Annotated in this window: 11 protein-coding genes; 6 read left to right on the top strand and 5 right to left on the bottom strand. The window is 56.8% G+C overall.

Features of this window, described 5'->3' with window-relative positions; all coding sequences use genetic code 11:
- Positions 1–208: 208 nt before the first annotated feature.
- The 3 genes from arcB to lptF form a co-directional block, all read right to left on the bottom strand.
- A complete protein-coding gene (gene arcB / locus INF86_RS13175; protein ID WP_032626426.1) occupies positions 209–2,542 on the bottom strand; it encodes an aerobic respiration two-component sensor histidine kinase ArcB in 2,334 nt (777 codons plus the stop codon).
- Positions 2,543–2,679: 137 nt separating this feature from the next.
- Positions 2,680–3,762: an LPS export ABC transporter permease LptG gene (lptG, locus tag INF86_RS13170; RefSeq protein WP_022649534.1), complete on the bottom strand. Its 1,083-nt coding sequence runs from the start codon at positions 3,760–3,762 to the stop codon at positions 2,680–2,682.
- Positions 3,762–4,862: an LPS export ABC transporter permease LptF gene (gene lptF / locus INF86_RS13165; RefSeq protein WP_023307066.1), complete on the bottom strand. Its 1,101-nt coding sequence runs from the start codon at positions 4,860–4,862 to the stop codon at positions 3,762–3,764. The genes lptG and lptF overlap by 1 nt, the downstream gene beginning before the upstream one ends.
- Positions 4,863–5,127: 265 nt before the next feature.
- Between lptF and pepA the strand changes: the two genes are divergently transcribed.
- The 5 genes from pepA (at position 5,128) to INF86_RS13140 (ending at position 11,786) form a co-directional block, all read left to right on the top strand.
- Positions 5,128–6,639, top strand: a complete 1,512-nt coding sequence (gene pepA, locus INF86_RS13160; RefSeq protein ID WP_193543602.1) for a leucyl aminopeptidase — start codon at positions 5,128–5,130, stop codon at positions 6,637–6,639.
- Positions 6,640–6,757: 118 nt separating this feature from the next.
- The gene (gene holC / locus INF86_RS13155) at positions 6,758–7,201 is read left to right on the top strand and encodes a DNA polymerase III subunit chi (protein WP_003861884.1); all 444 of its coding nucleotides are present in this window, start codon (positions 6,758–6,760) and stop codon (positions 7,199–7,201) included.
- Entirely contained in the window at positions 7,201–10,056 is a 2,856-nt protein-coding gene (locus INF86_RS13150) for a valine--tRNA ligase (protein ID WP_063150255.1), read from the top strand. Before holC ends, INF86_RS13150 begins: the two co-directional genes overlap by 1 nt.
- A gap of 123 nt (positions 10,057–10,179) precedes the next feature.
- Positions 10,180–10,683 carry a GNAT family N-acetyltransferase gene (locus INF86_RS13145; protein ID WP_003861887.1) on the top strand — a complete coding sequence of 168 codons (504 nt, stop codon included), beginning with the start codon at positions 10,180–10,182 and terminating at the stop codon, positions 10,681–10,683.
- A gap of 83 nt (positions 10,684–10,766) precedes the next feature.
- Positions 10,767–11,786 (top strand): NAD(P)-dependent alcohol dehydrogenase, encoded by a 1,020-nt coding sequence (locus INF86_RS13140; protein ID WP_022649538.1) that lies wholly within the window; start codon positions 10,767–10,769, stop codon positions 11,784–11,786.
- A gap of 43 nt (positions 11,787–11,829) precedes the next feature.
- Here the strand turns inward: INF86_RS13140 and INF86_RS13135 are convergent, their stop codons facing one another.
- Positions 11,830–13,470, bottom strand: coding sequence for a dihydroxyacetone kinase subunit DhaK (locus INF86_RS13135; RefSeq protein ID WP_038416798.1), 1,641 nt, complete (start codon positions 13,468–13,470; stop codon positions 11,830–11,832).
- Positions 13,471–13,607: 137 nt separating this feature from the next.
- Here INF86_RS13135 and INF86_RS13130 point away from each other — a divergent pair, with 137 nt between their 5' ends.
- Positions 13,608–15,110: a helicase HerA-like C-terminal domain-containing protein gene (locus INF86_RS13130; protein ID WP_193543601.1), complete on the top strand. Its 1,503-nt coding sequence runs from the start codon at positions 13,608–13,610 to the stop codon at positions 15,108–15,110.
- Here the strand turns inward: INF86_RS13130 and INF86_RS13125 are convergent.
- Positions 15,090–16,031 carry a TIGR01212 family radical SAM protein gene (locus INF86_RS13125; protein ID WP_096147825.1) on the bottom strand — a complete coding sequence of 314 codons (942 nt, stop codon included), beginning with the start codon at positions 16,029–16,031 and terminating at the stop codon, positions 15,090–15,092. The genes INF86_RS13130 and INF86_RS13125 overlap by 21 nt on opposite strands.
- Positions 16,032–16,088 lie beyond the last annotated feature (57 nt).

The raw sequence follows: 16,088 nt of genomic DNA, 5'->3' as shown, positions 1-16,088 counted from the left end.
GCTGAAGCACATTAAAAATTCTGATTAAAACGCTATGCTTCACACATTTCACTGATTCATGTAACAAACTGTTTAAGATTTGCTATCTTATCTGCGTGCGGCCTTAATTTTCAGGCGGCGTCCATGCGAAAACAACCCATAAAAATCAGGCGCAGCCACGATTTCCCTGGTGTTGGCGCAGTATTCGCGCACCCCGGTATAGCCGGGGTCATTTTTTTCGGGATTCTACCCAGGCTTTCAGCACTGCCACATCGTTTTGCCACTCTTGTTTCATCTCTTCAACCCAATCACCTACGTTATCTTCCCAGGCAGGTAAATCAGGCGACTGAATCTGTTGGCCCAGTTGCTGGAGATGGCGTAACCCGACTGAACCAGCTGCGCCTTTGATTTTATGTCCCTCTTCGACGATGCCCTTCTGGTCACGCGCCGTCAGGTTGGATTCGAGCACGTTCAGATAGCCCGGCATCATTTTTTCGAACACGGCCAGGCCATCGGTGATCAGTTTGGGTCCCACCAGATCGATATACTGCTCCAGCATGGCGGTATCCAGTATCGTTTGGGTTTTGGCGCTATCAACAGACGTCATGGTGCTCTCCTCTTCATCACAGGTATCCCAGAACTTCTTGATCATCGCCGTCAGGGCAGGTACTGCCAGCGGCTTGCTGAGCACATCGTCCATACCGGCCTCGAGGTACTCTTTTTTATCTTTCAGCACGTTTGCGGTCAACGCAACCAGCGGCGGCAGCTCGTCAGGAGCATATTTGCGCGTCAGCTCGCGGGAGATATCCAGCCCGGTCATGTCCGGTAGCTGAATATCGAGCAGCACCAGGTCGTACTCGCCCGGCGTGAACATCTCCAGCGCGGCTTTGCCGGTCATCGCGACATCCACGCTGTTACCGAGTTTTTCCAGTACCGACCGGGCGACAATGACGTTCAGCTCAATATCTTCAACCAGCAGGACGTGCAGGGCTGGAAGCGGCATATCGTCGTTCTCAAACGTATCTTCCACTTCTTCAGCAACAGCAGGGGCGTGGACGGTAAGCGTAAAGGTAGAGCCTTTACCCGGCTGGCTGGCAACGGTGATATCCCCACCCATACTTTTCGCCAGACGTTTCGACACCGCCAGGCCAATGCCCGTGCCGGTCGCCGGTTTACCACCGTGGCTGTCTTTAACCTGATAATACATGGCGAAGATCTTATCCTGCTCATCCTGAGGAATGCCGATACCCGAGTCCTCAACTTCAAAGTGCAGCATGTCCCCCTCATCATAGCGAATGCGCACCGCAACCTGTCCCTTCTGGGTAAACTTCACGGCGTTGCTAATGAGATTCCACAGGATCTGACGCAGACGCGTGCCGTCCGTCACCACTTTATGCGGCAGCGGCAGCGTCGGTTCCATCACGAAGCTCAGTCCTTTCTGCTGGGCCTGCAAACCTGACAGGTTCTCCAGGTCCGCGAGGAAGCCGGTAAAATCAACCGGCTGGTTGTCGAGCTGAACCTTACGGCGCTCCATCTTATCCATGTCGATAATATCATTGAAGATATTGCCCAGCGTGACCGCCGAAACGTGGATCGTTTTGAGGTATTTTTCCTGCTCGCTGGTCAAGTCGGTATCCAGCAGAATACGGCTCAGCCCCACGATACCGTTTAGCGGCGTACGAAGCTCATGGCTGATGGTGGAGATGAAGGTGGTCTTGTCACGACTGGCGCGCTCCAGCGCATCCTGATATCGCTTACGCTCGGTGATATCACGGCCAAAGCCCATCAGACCATGACGTTTACCCACCCGGTCGTAATAAGGCACTTTGCGGATTTCAAAGCAGGCCTTGCGCCCGTCGGGGTAGTCCAGCCACTGCTCATAGGTCAACGAGACGTTATGACGGAACACCTTTTCATCCGTCTCCATCACTTTTGCCGCCGCCTCTTCGGAATAGACATCCTGAGGTTTCAGGTGTATCAGCTGCTTTTCGCTTTTCCCGGTCAACAATTCCATGGCCCGGTTACAGCCGGAGAACTCTTTATCTTCATTACGGTAGAACACCAGATCCGGCGACGCATCGAGGAACGAGCGCAGGAAAGAGGATTGCTGTTCAAGCTGGATCTGCGTGACCTCACGCTCTTTCATCTCAATTTTCAGCTGCTCCAGCGTGGTCTGACGCTCGGCTTCCGCCTTCTCACGGTCTGAAATTTCCTGATTCAGCTGGGCAATGTTGTCCTTGAGCTGAACGTTGAGTTTAAGATCGCGCTCGCGCATCTCTTCCAGCTTATCCACCAGTTTCGATAAACGCTGTCGGGACTCTTCCAGCTGCTCAACCACCACGGAGAGGAAATAGACCGCCCATGGGGTGATCAGCAGGCCAAAGAAAATAGAGCGGATCACGTCGATGCTCTCGACCTGACCATGCAGAACCATGGTCACGGCCATTTGCACGACGATGGCCAGAACGACCAGCGCCAGCGCCAGCAGCATGGAAAAACGCACCAGCCCGAGCTTCATCATCAGGTCGACGTAGTACTGGGCCAGCATTCGAATTTGCTTCATAGAGGATCCCTTCACGACTTTATCGCTCAATAATACTCAAATTCACGGCGAGGCGTTGAAGGTTGTGAGAAAAAGTGCGGGGTGAAACAGGAGATTAGCCTCGCCCCCGGGCAAGCGGGAGCGAGGAAGAAGGTTTATCAGGAGCGTTTTAGCAGCATCCAGAGGCTGATCAGGAAGAAACTGGCGCTCGGCAACAGCGCGCCGATAATTGGCGGAATGCCATACACCAGCGTCAGCGGACCAAAAATCTGATCGAGGACATAGAACACGAAACCAAAGCTGATACCGGTTACCACGCGAACCCCCATCGGCACGCTACGTAGCGGTCCAAAGATGAACGACAGCGCCATCAGCATCATCACCGCCACGGACAGCGGCTGGAAGATTTTGCTCCACATGTTGAGCTGGTAACGCCCCGCATCCTGCCCGCTCGATTTCAGATACTTCACGTAGTTATGCAGACCGCTGATGGAGAGCGCATCGGGGTCAAGCGCCACGACGCCGAGCTTGTCCGGCGTCAGGTCGGTTTTCCAGGTACCGCTAACGGTCTGCGAACCGGTGATCTGTTTCGGGTTAGTCAGGTCAGATTCATCAACCTGGGATAACCGCCACAGCTTGTTGTTTGCATCAAATTTAGCAGAGGCGGCATAACGCACTGACTGCAAACGACGATCGTTATTGAAAGCATAGATACTCACGCCACCCAGCTCGTCATCCCCTTTCACGCGTTCGATATAGACGAAGTTCTGACCATCTTTCGCCCATAATCCCTGCTGCGTGGAGAGCAGAGAACCGCCGTACATCGCCTGAGCACGGTAGTTACGCGCCATCTGTTCGCCTTGCGGCGCGACCCATTCGCCGATCGCCATGGTCAGCAGCACCAGCGGGATCGCGGTTTTCATCACCGACAGCGCAACCTGCATACGGGTAAAGCCCGATGCCTGCATCACCACCAGTTCGCTACGCTGAGCCAGCATCCCCAGGCCCAGCAGCGCACCCAGCAGGGCCGCCATTGGAAAGAAGATCTGCACATCTTTTGGTACGCTGAGCAGGGTGTACATCCCGGCGCCCAACGCGTCGTAACTCCCCTGCCCGGCTTTTTTCAGCTGGTCGACAAATTTGATAATGCCCGAGAGCGACACCAGCATGAACAGGGTCATCATGATGGTGGTAAAAATTGTTTTACCGATATAGCGGTCAAGTACGCCAAACGCCTGCATTAGATGGCTCCTTTACGCGTAAACCGGGCACGAAGACGACGCACAGGCACCGTGTCCCACAAGTTGAGTCCGACTGCCAGCAGCAGATACAAACCATTCACGACCCAGGTCCAGATCATCGGGTCAATTTTTCCTTTCCCGCCGTTAGACTTGATTGAGGTTTGCAGCAGGAAGAACACCAGATACAGCAGCATCGCTGGCAGCATCGACAGCACGCGGCCCTGACGCGGGTTCACCACGCTCAGCGGCACTACCATCAGCGCCATCATAAATACGGTGAATACCAGCGTGATACGCCAGTGCAGTTCAGCACGCGCACGATCGGTATCAGTATTCATTAAGGTGCGCATATCCATCTGCTCAGTATCCGTTGGATCGAGCGCGACGGCCTGGTGACCAATGATGGCCTGGTAGTTCTGGAAATCGGTGATACGGAAGTCACGCAGCATAGCCGTGCCTTCGAAACGCGTTCCTTTGTTCAGCGTGACAACCTGAGAGCCGTCTTTACGCTGCGCCAGCTGACCGGAGTCCGCCACTACCACAGAAGGGCGAGCGTTACCTTTCGGGCGCAGTTGAGCAAGAAACACGTCATTGAAGCGGCTGCCATCGACGCTTTCGATAAACAGCACGGAGTTACCGTCGGTCGCCTGCTGGAACTGCCCCTGCGCCAGCGCCGCCAGCCCCGGGTTAGCTTTTGCTTCCGCCAGCACCTCATCCTGATGACGGGACGAGGTCGGCCCCGCCCACATGACGTTAACCGCGGCAACAATGCCCGTAAACAGCGCCAGCACCATGGCTGCCTTTACCAATACGGCCTTACTGAGGCCGCAGGCATGCATCACGGTGATTTCACTTTCGGTATAGAGCTTACCCAGGGTCATCAGCAGACCAAGGAACAGGCTTAACGGCAGGATAAGCTGCGCCATTTCCGGCACGCCAAGCCCGAGCAGGGAAAGCACCAGATTCGTTGGGATTTCGCCATCAACTGCCGCGCCGAGGATCCTGACCAGCTTCTGACAGAAAAAGATCAGAAGGAGGATAAAGAGGATCGCCAGTTGGCTCTTCAGCGTCTCCCGAACCAGATATCTTATGATTATCACTTTAAATACGCCCGTTAAAACTCGTCTTATGCAGGAATTTAGCTTGTTTCATGGCTTAAACGTCATTTATTCTCTTGAGTCGTCGAAATCATCGCTAAGATTAAAAAACCCGGCGGATTCGCGCTTCATGACATTTATTGACGTGTCGAAACCGTAGTAACGTAAGATTAACACGAAGTCACCACAACGGCGGACATGAGTTACGAAAGGTTTCAATTCTATCCGTAGCCGCCGCCGTTGTCTTTAAGATTCAGGAGCGTAGTGCATGGAGTTCAGTGTAAAAAGCGGTAGCCCGGAGAAACAGCGGAGTGCCTGCATCGTTGTGGGCGTCTTTGAACCACGCCGACTCTCCCCGATCGCCGAGCAACTCGATAAAATCAGCGACGGCTATATCAGCGCCCTGCTGCGCCGTGGCGAACTGGAAGGCAAACCAGGGCAGACCCTGTTGCTGCACCACGTTCCAAACGTCCTGTCCGAGCGTATTCTGCTGATTGGCTGCGGTAAAGAACGTGAGCTTGATGAGCGCCAGTACAAGCAGGTTATTCAGAAAACCATTAATACACTGAATGATACTGGTTCGATGGAAGCCGTCTGCTTCCTCACGGAGCTGCACGTTAAGGGCCGCAACACGTACTGGAAAGTACGCCAGGCCGTCGAAACCGCAAAAGAGAGTCTCTACAGCTTTGACCAGTTGAAGACCACCAAAAGCGAGCCGCGTCGCCCGCTGCGTAAAATGGTCTTTAACGTGCCGACCCGTCGCGAGCTGACCAGCGGCGAGCGCGCCATTCAGCACGGTCTGGCGATTGCTGCCGGTATTAAAGCGGCAAAAGATCTTGGCAATATGCCGCCAAACATCTGTAACGCCGCGTACCTGGCGTCACAGGCGCGCCAGCTGGCTGACGCCTACAGCAAGAACGTCATCACCCGCGTTATCGGCGAACAGCAGATGAAAGAGCTGGGGATGCACTCTTATCTGGCGGTCGGTAACGGCTCCCAGAACGAATCCCTGATGTCGGTCATCGAATACAAAGGCAATCCGTCTGAAGACGCGCGTCCGATCGTGCTCGTTGGCAAAGGGCTGACCTTCGACTCCGGCGGTATCTCCATCAAGCCTTCAGAAGGCATGGATGAGATGAAGTACGACATGTGTGGCGCGGCGGCGGTTTACGGCGTCATGCGCATGGTCGCGGAACTTCATTTGCCCATCAACGTGATCGGCGTGCTGGCGGGCTGCGAAAACATGCCTGGCGGCCGCGCTTATCGCCCGGGTGATGTGCTGACTACCATGTCCGGCCAGACCGTTGAAGTGCTGAACACCGACGCCGAAGGCCGTCTGGTGCTGTGCGACGTGCTGACCTACGTTGAGCGTTTCGAACCTGAAGCGGTTATCGACGTAGCTACCCTGACCGGCGCCTGCGTGATTGCGCTGGGGCATCACATCACCGGCCTGATGTCGAACCACAATCCGCTGGCGCATGAGCTGATCGGCGCGTCCGAACAGGCTGGCGACCGCGCGTGGCGTCTGCCGCTGGGGGACGAGTTCCAGGAACAGCTGGAGTCTAACTTCGCGGATATGGCGAACATTGGTGGTCGTCCTGGCGGCGCAATTACCGCAGGCTGCTTCCTGGCGCGCTTCACCCGCAAGTACAACTGGGCGCACCTGGACATCGCGGGGACCGCATGGCGCTCCGGTAAAGCCAAAGGCGCGACCGGACGTCCGGTGGCGCTGCTGTCGCAGTTCCTGCTCAATCGCGCGGGTTTTAACGGCGACGAGTGATGAAAAACGCCGGGTAGCGGCTTCGCCTTACCCGGCCTACAACGTCACTCAACCGTAGGCCGGGTAAGCGTAGCGCCACCCGGCTTTGCATTTAAATCCACGACAAGAAACCCCATATATGAAGAATGCAACGTTCTACCTTCTGGACAATGACACCCATCAGGATGGCCTTAGCGCCGTTGAACAACTGGTGTGTGAAATTGCCGCAGAACGTTGGCGCGCAGGTAAACGCGTCCTGATTGCCTGTGAAGATGAGCAGCAGGCGATTCGTCTGGATGAAGCGCTATGGGCGCGCCCGCCGGAGAGTTTTGTTCCGCATAACCTGTCGGGCGAAGGTCCACGCGGCGGGGCACCGGTGGAGATTGCCTGGCCGCAAAAACGCAACAGCAGCGCGCGCGACATTCTCATTAGCCTGCGGACAGACTTTGCAGATTTTGCCACCGCTTTCACAGAAGTGGTAGACTTTGTCCCTTACGAAGAATCTTTGAAACAGCTGGCGCGCGAACGCTACAAAGCGTACCGCCTGGCCGGTTTTAACCTGAATACGGCAACCTGGAAATAATGGAAAAGACATATAACCCACGCGATATCGAACAGCCGCTTTACGAGCACTGGGAACAGCAGGGCTATTTCAAGCCTAACGGCGACGAAAGCAAAGAGTCCTTCTGCATCATGATCCCGCCGCCGAACGTCACCGGCAGTTTGCATATGGGGCATGCTTTCCAGCAGACCATCATGGATACCATGATCCGCTACCAGCGTATGCAGGGTAAAAACACCCTGTGGCAGGCGGGGACTGACCACGCGGGTATCGCGACCCAGATGGTGGTTGAGCGTAAAATTGCCGCTGAAGAGGGTAAAACCCGCCACGACTACGGTCGCGACGCGTTTATCGACAAAATCTGGCAGTGGAAAGCGGAATCCGGCGGCACTATTACCCGTCAGATGCGCCGTCTCGGCAACTCCGTGGACTGGGAGCGTGAGCGCTTCACCATGGACGAAGGCCTGTCCAACGCCGTGAAAGAAGTCTTCGTGCGCCTGTACAAAGAAGACCTGATTTACCGTGGCAAACGCCTGGTCAACTGGGACCCGAAACTGCGTACCGCCATCTCTGACCTGGAAGTGGAAAACCGCGAGTCTAAAGGCTCCATGTGGCACATCCGCTATCCGCTGGCCGACGGCGCGAAAACCGCAGACGGTAAAGATTACCTGGTGGTGGCGACCACCCGTCCGGAAACCCTGCTGGGCGATACCGGCGTGGCCGTTAACCCGGAAGATCCGCGCTATAAAGATCTGATCGGCAAATTTGTGGTGCTGCCGCTGGTGAACCGCCGTATTCCGATTGTGGGCGACGAACACGCCGACATGGAAAAAGGCACCGGCTGCGTGAAAATTACCCCGGCGCACGACTTTAACGACTATGAAGTCGGTCGTCGTCATCAACTTCCGATGATCAACATTCTGACCTTCGACGGCGATATCCGCGAAAGCGCAGAAGTGTACGATACCAAAGGCAACGAATCCGACGTTTATTCCAGCGACATCCCGGCTGAGTTCCAGAAGCTGGAGCGCTTTGCCGCGCGTAAAGCCGTCGTAGCCGCCGTGGACGCGCTCGGCCTGCTGGAAGAGATTAAACCTCACGATCTGACCGTGCCGTACGGCGACCGTGGCGGCGTGGTTATCGAGCCAATGCTGACCGACCAGTGGTACGTGCGTGCCGACGTGCTGGCGAAACCGGCTGTGGAAGCGGTTGAGAACGGCAGCATTCAGTTCGTGCCGAAGCAGTACGAAAACATGTACTTCTCCTGGATGCGCGATATTCAGGACTGGTGTATCTCCCGTCAGCTGTGGTGGGGTCACCGTATCCCGGCGTGGTACGACAATGAAGGCAACGTCTACGTTGGCCGCACCGAAGAGGAAGTGCGTCAGGAAAACAACCTGGGCGCTGACGTTGCGCTGCGCCAGGACGAAGACGTGCTGGATACCTGGTTCTCTTCCGCGCTGTGGACCTTCTCGACCCTCGGCTGGCCGGAAAACACCGACGCGCTGCGTCAGTTCCACCCAACCAGCGTGATGGTCTCCGGCTTCGACATCATCTTCTTCTGGATCGCCCGCATGATCATGATGACCATGCACTTCATCAAAGACGAAGATGGCAAGCCGCAGGTTCCGTTCCATACCGTCTACATGACCGGCCTGATCCGCGACGACGAAGGCCAGAAGATGTCCAAATCCAAGGGTAACGTTATCGACCCGCTGGACATGGTTGATGGTATCTCTCTGGAAGAGCTGCTGGAAAAACGTACCGGCAACATGATGCAGCCGCAGCTGGCGGAGAAAATCCGCAAGCGTACCGAGAAGCAGTTCCCGAACGGGATCGAATCTCACGGTACCGACGCCCTGCGCTTCACCCTGGCGGCGCTGGCCTCCACCGGTCGTGACATCAACTGGGATATGAAGCGTCTGGAAGGTTACCGTAACTTCTGTAACAAGCTGTGGAACGCCAGCCGCTTCGTGCTGATGAACACCGAAGATCAGGATTGCGGATTTAACGGCGGCGAAATGACCCTGTCTCTGGCAGACCGCTGGATCCTGGCGGAATTTAACCAGACGGTGAAAGCGTTCCGCGACGCGCTGGACAGCTACCGCTTCGACATCGCGGCAGGCATCCTGTACGAATTCACCTGGAACCAGTTCTGTGACTGGTATCTGGAGCTGGCGAAGCCGGTCATGAACGGCGGCACTGAGGCAGAGCTGCGCGGTACGCGTAATACGCTGATTACCGTTCTGGAAGGTCTGCTGCGCCTTGCGCACCCGATCATTCCGTTCATCACCGAAACCATCTGGCAGCGCGTGAAGGTGATTGCCGGTATTAACGCCGATACCATCATGCTCCAGCCGTTCCCGGCATTCGATGCCGCGAAAGTGGATGAAGCCGCGTCTGCGGATACCGAGTGGCTGAAACAGGCGATCGTTGCGGTACGTAACATCCGCGCGGAAATGAACATCGCTCCGGGTAAACCACTGGAGCTGCTGCTGCGCGGTTGCAGCGAAGCTGCCGTTCGTCGCGTCACCGAGAACAACACCTTCCTGAAAACCATGGCGCGTCTGGAAAGCATCACCGTGCTGCCTGCCGATGATAAAGGTCCGGTTTCCGTGACCAAAATTATCGACGGCGCGGAGCTGTTGATCCCGATGGCGGGCCTGATCGACAAAGACGCTGAGCTGGCTCGTCTGGCGAAAGAAGTGGCGAAAGTCGACGTGGAAATTGGCAAAATCGAAAGCAAACTGGCGAACGAGGGCTTTGTGGCCCGCGCGCCGGAAGCGGTCATCGCCAAAGAGCGTGAGCGTCTGGTTGCCTTCGCCGATGCGAAGACCAAACTGATCGAGCAGCAGGCGGTTATTGCAGCCCTGTAATGCTTTTACCCCTTACGCTTCAGGGCGTAAGGGGTATCCTTCCTGAAAACTCCTCGCTTGCACTCCCCTTTCTGCGGTGCTATTAACAGCAGTTGTGTGTCAATTTTTGTCATGAGTAATGCTATGAGCGTGATTACCCCCGTCGCGACGACAATGCGTCGGATCACTGAGCAGGACAACCCGGCTATCGCCGCCGTTATCCGCACGGTATCGGCCGAATATGGCCTGACCGCCGACAAAGGCTACACCGTGGCCGATCCCAATCTGGACGAACTTTTTCAGCTGTACAGCCAGCCGGGCCATGCCTATTGGGTCATCGAGCAGGACGGCCAGGTCGTGGGCGGCGGCGGCATTGCCCCCCTGCTCTGCAGCGAGCCGGATATCTGTGAACTCCAGAAAATGTATTTCCTGCCAACGATACGCGGACAAGGCCTGGCGAAAAAGCTGGCGCTGGTCGCCCTGGAACATGCACGCTCACAGGGCTTTAAACGTTGCTACCTTGAAACCACCGCTTTCCTTAAAGAGGCCATTGGCCTGTATGAGCATCTGGGCTTTGAGCATATCGATGCCCCACTGGGCTGCACGGGCCACGTGGACTGCGAAGTCAGGATGCTGAAAAGTCTGTAAGTTTTGTTCCTGCCGTCTTCTGTTAAGCGTCTGTAAACTGAATGCTCTACACTCACAGTTCACACCAAAACAGGGGAAACGCGATGTCGAAGATAAAAAGCTACGCCGCACCGCAGGCGGGTGCAGAACTTGAGCTGTACGAGTACGATGCGGGCGAACTAAAAGCGGAAGACGTCGAAGTACAGGTGGATTACTGCGGGATCTGCCATTCAGACCTCTCGATGATCGACAATGAATGGGGCTTTTCCAGCTATCCGCTGGTTGCCGGGCACGAAGTCATTGGCCGCGTCGTTGCGCTCGGCAGCGCCGCGCAGGACAAAGGGCTGAAAGTGGGCCAGCGCGTGGGTATCGGCTGGACGGCACGCAGCTGCGGCCACTGCGACGCCTGTATTAGCGGTAACCAGATCAACTGCCTTGAGGGCGCTACGCCGACCATCCTGAACAAGGGTGGTTTCGCCGATAAACTACGCGCCGACTGGCAATGGGTTATCCCGCTGCCGGACAGCATTGATATTGAATCAGCAGGTCCGCTGCTGTGTGGCGGTATCACCGTATTTAAACCGCTGCTGATGCATCACGTAACTGCCACCAGCCGCGTGGGCGTGATCGGTATTGGCGGGCTGGGGCATATTGCCATCAAACTGCTGCACGCGATGGGCTGTGAAGTGACGGCGTTCAGCTCGAACCCGGCGAAAGAGCAGGAAGTGCTGGCGATGGGTGCGGATAAAGTGGTGAACAGTCGCGATCCCGAGGCGCTCACCGCTCTGGCAGGTCAGTTTGACCTGATCATCAACACCGTCAACGTCGATCTCGACTGGCAGCCGTACTTTGAGGCCCTGGCCTACGGTGGTAACTTCCACACCGTGGGTGCGGTGATGAAGCCGCTGCCGGTTCCGGCGTTTACCCTGATCGGCGGCGATCGCAGCGTATCCGGATCTGCTACCGGCACGCCATATGAGTTACGCAAGCTGATGAAGTTTGCCGGACGCACAAAAGTGGCGCCGACCACCGAACTGTATCCTATGTCAAAAATCAACGAAGCGATCCAGCACGTGCGCGACGGCAAAGCCCGCTACCGCGTGGTGTTGAAAGCGGATTTCTGATGTGAGTTTGCCGGGTGGCGGCTTCGCCTGACCCGGCCTACTTTCACTGCCGCGCCAATACGTTAAGTACTTCTGCCACCGCGACCGCTCCCGGATCCATCACCCCATCCAGGTTCTCTTTATTGACATACGACGAGCGTCCCGCGCCGGCTTTCGCCATTTTTGCCGTTGCTTCGGCACCCTGCTGCGCAGCCTGCGCCGCCGTCCGCAGATCGCCATCCCTTAACGCCTCCAGCGCCGGTTGCAGGGCGTCGATCAGCGTGCGATCCCCGAGATCTGCACCGCCATACTGCTTCATCTGCGCCAGTCCGCTCAACAATGCTTCTGGTAGCGGCTGTCCATCGTGAAGCTTTTGTCCTGCCGCCGTGAAGAAGATCGACATCAGCACCCCGCTCGACCCGCCCATTACCGTAGCCAGCCGCTCCCCCACCAGCAGGAGTAATGTCGGCACGTCGTTAAGGGGCAGGTTGTTCTCCTCAAGTCGCTGCGCAATATCCCGCGCCCCTTGCGCAAAGGTGGAGCCCGTATCGCCATCGCCTACTTTGGCATCCAGCGCGTTGAGGCGGTTTTCCAGCTGGATCAATGTCTTCGTTACCGAAGCGACGGCCTCGCTCACCTGCGGATTGTCCGATGGGGTATATTCCACGCGGTCATGAAGGGCGCTATGGGGGACGGTACGCAGGGGCGCGAACGCGACGGGCTTCTGCCAGCCCAGCGTCTCGACCTCGGCGTGTATCGCCTTCTCGAAGAAATCGCTGAGCTTTAACAGCGTTAGCGAAAACCCTTTCATATCCAGCGCACTCACCAGCGGCGCCGGGCCAATCAGATACGCTATGTTCTCTTTCAGCGCCGAATGCGCCAGCTCTTTGGTGAGCAGAGCCATCTCAAGCGCTGACACGCCGCCGAGGTTGTTGATCAGCACCGCAAAGCGCCCGTCACCCGCCTGCGCGCGTAACGGCGTCACCAGCGTGTCGATAATGGCTTTGCTGTTTTGCGTATCCACGACGGAAGCTCCCGGCTCGCCGTGAATGCCCAAACCCAGCTCGACATGGCCTTGTTTTATGCGCCCCTCTTCATCATCGCTGCCCGGCAGGTTGCACGTTTGCATCGCCACGCCCAGGCTCCAGAGGTTATCGCAGGCCTGTTGCGCTATATCCCGCACGTCGTTTAGCGATTTCCCCTGCTCTGCCGCATATCCCGCAATCTTATGCACCAGCGCCGTTCCCGCGATACCACGCGGCTGCTTGTTATCCGGCAGGGCAATATCATCCGCAACGATAACCATCTCCACCTTCAGGCCGTAGCGTTTGGCTTTTTCCGCTGCCAGGCCAAAGTTAAGCCGGTCGCCGGTGTAGTTTTTCACAATCAGCAGGCAGCCACGATCGCCCGTCACCGCCACAATGGCATTGAGGACCGCATCCACGCTTGGGGAGGCGAACAAATCGCCACACACCGCTGCGGTAAGCATGCCTTTACCGACGAACCCGGCATGTGCCGGTTCATGGCCGGAGCCGCCACCGGAGATCACCGCCACGCGGCTTTTATCCCAGTCGCCGCGTGCCACCACGCGGATGGCCGGATCGATATCCAGTTTGACGAGATTACCGTGCGGCGCGGAGAGAAGTATGCCTTCAATGGCATCGTTGACAAGCTGTTTGCGGTCGTTAAAAAAGAATCTGGACATAGTTTCCCAAAATTTTGTTTACCGTATGCAAAAGCATAGTCCGCACTGGATAATGCGCCGCAAAGTGAGGAATTTACGCAGACGTTTTGCCGTCAGGTTGCCTATACTCCACCCAGGACTACGAGAGGACGTGCATCATGAGTACACCATTGTTAATCGCCAGGACGCTGGAAAAAGAGCTGTTTTTACTGCCCGCGATGGCGAACCGTCATGGCCTGATCACCGGCGCGACCGGGACGGGAAAAACCGTCACCCTGCAAAAGCTGGCTGAGTCGTTGTCCGAGGCTGGCGTGCCGGTTTTTATGGCTGACGTGAAGGGCGATTTAACCGGGGTGGCTCAGGAAGGCACGGCGTCAGAAAAACTGCTCGAGCGCCTGAAAAATATCGGCATCACGGACTGGACGCCGCACGGTAATCCAGTGGTGGTCTGGGATATCTTCGGCGAAAAAGGGCATCCGGTGCGCGCCACCGTCTCCGACCTCGGCCCTTTGCTGCTGACCCGTCTGCTTAATCTTAACGACGTGCAGTCCGGGGTGCTGAACATTATCTTCCGTATCGCCGACGATCAGGGCTTACTGCTGCTCGACTTCAAAGATCTGCGCGCCATCACCCAGTACATTGGCGATAACGCCAAATCCTTCCAGAACCAGTACGGCAATATCAGCAGCGCCTCGGTGGGCGCCATTCAGCGCGGGCTCCTGACGCTGGAGCAACAGGGCGCCGAGCATTTCTTCGGCGAGCCAATGCTGGATATCAAAGACTGGATGCGCACCGACAGCAGCGGCAAAGGCATCATCAACATTCTGAGCGCAGAGAAGCTCTACCAGATGCCGAAGCTCTACGCCGCCAGCCTGCTGTGGATGCTCTCTGAACTCTACGAACAACTGCCGGAAGCAGGCGATCTGGAAAAACCCAAACTGGTGTTCTTCTTTGACGAAGCGCACCTGTTGTTTAACGACGCGCCGCAGGTGCTGCTGGATAAAATTGAACAGGTTATCCGCCTGATCCGCTCCAAAGGCGTCGGGGTCTGGTTTGTGTCGCAAAACCCGTCGGATATTCCGGACAACGTACTGGGGCAACTGGGTAACCGCGTGCAGCACGCCCTGCGCGCCTTTACGCCAAAAGATCAGAAAGCGGTGAAAGCCGCGGCGCAAACCATGCGTGCCAATCCGGCCTTTGATACCGAAACCGCCATTCAGGCGCTGGGCACCGGTGAAGCGCTGATTTCGTTCCTCGATGCAAAAGGCAGCCCGACAGTTGTCGAGCGCGCGATGGTGATTGCGCCCTGCTCGCGCATGGGGCCAGTAACGGACGATGAACGCAACGGCCTGATCAACCACTCCCCGGTGTACGGGAAGTATGAAGACGAGGTGGATCGCGAATCCGCGTTCGAGATGCTGCAAAAAGGGGTGCAGGCGACTGCCGAATCGCAGAATGCGCCTGCCGCCAAAGGGCAATCTGTAGCCGTGGACGACGGCATTCTCGGCGGGCTGAAAGATATTCTGTTCGGCAGCACCGGGCCGCGCGGCGGCAAACGCGATGGCGTGGTGCAGACCATGGCAAAAAGCGCGACGCGTCAGATTACCAACCAGATAGTGCGCGGCATGCTGGGAAGTCTGTTAGGCGGCCGTCGCCGGTAGCGGTGGAACCCACGGGCGGCCAAGCGCCGACCCCTGTACGCCGTTCTCCTGTAGATAGCGGTCGATTTCCAGCATCCCCGTCCAGCGGTTCTCACACCAGAGCGGTGCCAGAAGCGTTGGGCGGCGGGCGCTTGCCGAGATGCGGTGGTAAACAATCTCCGGCGGCGTGTGGCGAATCATCTCCCCCGCCGTCACCGTATAGTCGTCGAGTTCGATGCCACTTAACCGCCCCGCTTCCCAGGCTTTCGCCATAATGCTTCCCGTAACGATATGCAGCGGGTGCAGCTTAATGCCGTCCACGCCGGTCTCGACGACTTTTTCCAGCGTTTCAAGACCATGCTGCTGCCCTTCTCCCGGCAAGCCGACAATCAGATGCGAGCAGACTTTTAATCCACGCTCGCGGGCGAGACGTGTGGTGCGCTGGTAGCAGGCAAAATCATGCCCGCGATTGATACGGTGCAGGGTTTTGTCGTGCGCGGTCTGCAAGCCCAGCTCCAGCCAGATCTCGTAGCCCTTCTCTTTGTACTCGCTAAGTAAATCCAGCACGGCGTCCGGCACGCAGTCCGGACGCGTCCCCACGCACAGCCCGACAATGTTCGCTTGAGCAACCGCCTGTTGATACATAGCACGCAGCACCTGCACCTCCGCCCACGTGCTGGTGTAGGCCTGGAAATAGGCCAGATATTGCTTCGCGCGGTTCACCAGACTCGCCTGATGGGCGAGCTGTTCAGCGATAGATTTATGCTGTTGAGCTTCATCAGCAAACGAGGCCACGTTACAGAAGGTGCAGCCACCACGCCCGATGGTGCCATCGCGGTTCGGACAGCTAAAGCCGCCGTGCAGCGTCAGTTTGTGAACCTTTTGTCCGTAGCGCTGCAAAAGATCCCCACCAAACATATTGACTAATTTCTGTAACTGCATAATCTGATAGACCGTCCCGAAGAAAGGGGACAAGCCTGCCATTTTTAGCCTCTGTCG

The organism is Enterobacter cloacae complex sp. I1M (assembly GCF_014982425.1).
Lineage (GTDB): Bacteria > Pseudomonadota > Gammaproteobacteria > Enterobacterales > Enterobacteriaceae > Enterobacter > Enterobacter intestinihominis.
Note: the sequence above shows the minus strand (reverse complement) of the source record. Positions and strands in the feature narration are given on the sequence as shown.

Coding starts and splice junctions, on each gene's coding strand:
- INF86_RS13135 (WP_038416798.1), bottom strand. CDS start 13,470: ATGTCCAGATTCTTTTTTAACGACCGCAAACAGCTTGTCAACGATGCC.
- INF86_RS13145 (WP_003861887.1), top strand. CDS start 10,180: ATGAGCGTGATTACCCCCGTCGCGACGACAATGCGTCGGATCACTGAG.
- arcB (WP_032626426.1), bottom strand. CDS start 2,542: ATGAAGCAAATTCGAATGCTGGCCCAGTACTACGTCGACCTGATGATG.
- INF86_RS13150 (WP_063150255.1), top strand. CDS start 7,201: ATGGAAAAGACATATAACCCACGCGATATCGAACAGCCGCTTTACGAG.
- INF86_RS13140 (WP_022649538.1), top strand. CDS start 10,767: ATGTCGAAGATAAAAAGCTACGCCGCACCGCAGGCGGGTGCAGAACTT.
- INF86_RS13130 (WP_193543601.1), top strand. CDS start 13,608: ATGAGTACACCATTGTTAATCGCCAGGACGCTGGAAAAAGAGCTGTTT.
- holC (WP_003861884.1), top strand. CDS start 6,758: ATGAAGAATGCAACGTTCTACCTTCTGGACAATGACACCCATCAGGAT.
- lptG (WP_022649534.1), bottom strand. CDS start 3,762: ATGCAGGCGTTTGGCGTACTTGACCGCTATATCGGTAAAACAATTTTT.
- INF86_RS13125 (WP_096147825.1), bottom strand. CDS start 16,031: ATGCAGTTACAGAAATTAGTCAATATGTTTGGTGGGGATCTTTTGCAG.
- pepA (WP_193543602.1), top strand. CDS start 5,128: ATGGAGTTCAGTGTAAAAAGCGGTAGCCCGGAGAAACAGCGGAGTGCC.